Origin of the sequence: Prevotella sp. TCVGH (assembly GCF_023522295.1) — a bacterium.
Lineage (GTDB): Bacteria > Bacteroidota > Bacteroidia > Bacteroidales > Bacteroidaceae > Prevotella > Prevotella timonensis.
Window position 1 is genome coordinate 1 of sequence record NZ_QFFX01000143.1, and the last position, 1,309, is coordinate 1,309.

At 38.1% G+C, this 1,309-nt stretch carries 1 protein-coding gene; it reads left to right on the forward strand.

Annotation, left to right across the window (positions count from 1 at the left end):
• The first annotated feature begins 589 nt into the window (after window positions 1-589).
• Window positions 590-985, forward strand: a complete 396-nt coding sequence (locus tag DEM91_RS12500) for a hypothetical protein (protein ID WP_249859123.1) — start codon at window positions 590-592, stop codon at window positions 983-985.
• Window positions 986-1,309 lie beyond the last annotated feature (324 nt).

Genomic DNA, 1,309 nt, shown 5'->3' on the forward strand with positions numbered 1-1,309 from the left:
GCAGAAGATTCCATGCACATTTTTGTCACATAAAAGAAAACGACTCTAAATTATGCACATTTTTGTCATATAAGCCGAAAACTTGGATTCAAATAGTCCTTCTTATCGTTAGTATGACCTTAGGGCATCATACTACATGCAAGGCATATCCAAGTGTACACGGCTACCAAAAGGAAGCTCATAGAGAACTATCGGACGTTCAACAAAAGCTTAGTGACAAATATCAGCTTTATCACGAAACCCTTAGTGACCAAGAACGAGGCACGGCTTTACTCTCAGATTCCAATCAATCTACTCGAATCAACGCCCCTCGTCCACAACGCTACCTACCCCCCTACTTGCAACTTTCCAAGCTCCATGCATATAAGAAATCCAGAGAAACGTGGCATAACAAGCTTCACCTCTGGAGGAAAGGGCACAAAAATTCACTTTCAACTACACCCATTTCAACAAGAGTCCCAGTCGATTATTACGTGATTGCACTAAGACATATCATTCGTTGAATTGCTATCTTTATAAAACACCCCTAATAGTACATCAGCAGATGTGCGATTTTTGTCCTTGTATAACAATTAAAAGATAGTAAAAAATGGCAAATTTCAAGAATTTAGAGATGTCCAGTACACTCTCTTCCAACCCAGATATCACCGTTTCTAAAGGTTTCCTTGGCTTTGGATCTAAGGCGATATATACCCCTACAAACACTCCTCTGAAGGCAATCATCAATTATTACAACGCTGAAGGTGGCGAAAAATTAGTCAAACTTCTGCAAATGTCAGAGGAACAGATCGCAGAAAAAGCAGAGAAAATGCGAATGCCACAAAAACAAAGCATGAGCAACTACCGTTTGGAAGCCTGTTTAACCGCAGACAAACAGTTTATTGCCATACAAATGTTTGGCTATGCGGATTTTAAGAACACTCCGCTCCACGAACTCTGCATTTATAAAGGCAAAACTGCAGAAAGCATCATCAACCTGCTTTAGCACATCCGACACTACAAATTCTCACGTCTCATGCGTATAGCACGAGACATATTCCTAACCTTTCGTTACCGCAATTGATGGGTAGCGAAAGGTTTTTTGATGACAGTATAATAAGTTAGGAAAAGAGATAAAACTATTAGAATAACAACAAAAGAAATAGAACTCACTTTCATAAGAGGATTAACCCATTATAACAAGGGCATTAAGTCATTATGATAAGGACACTAACCCATTACTATAAGGGCATTAACTGTCTTATACTGAAATAGCTTGACATATTATTAACCTCATAAAAAGTAAAATAATATGACAAAAGAACTTAAA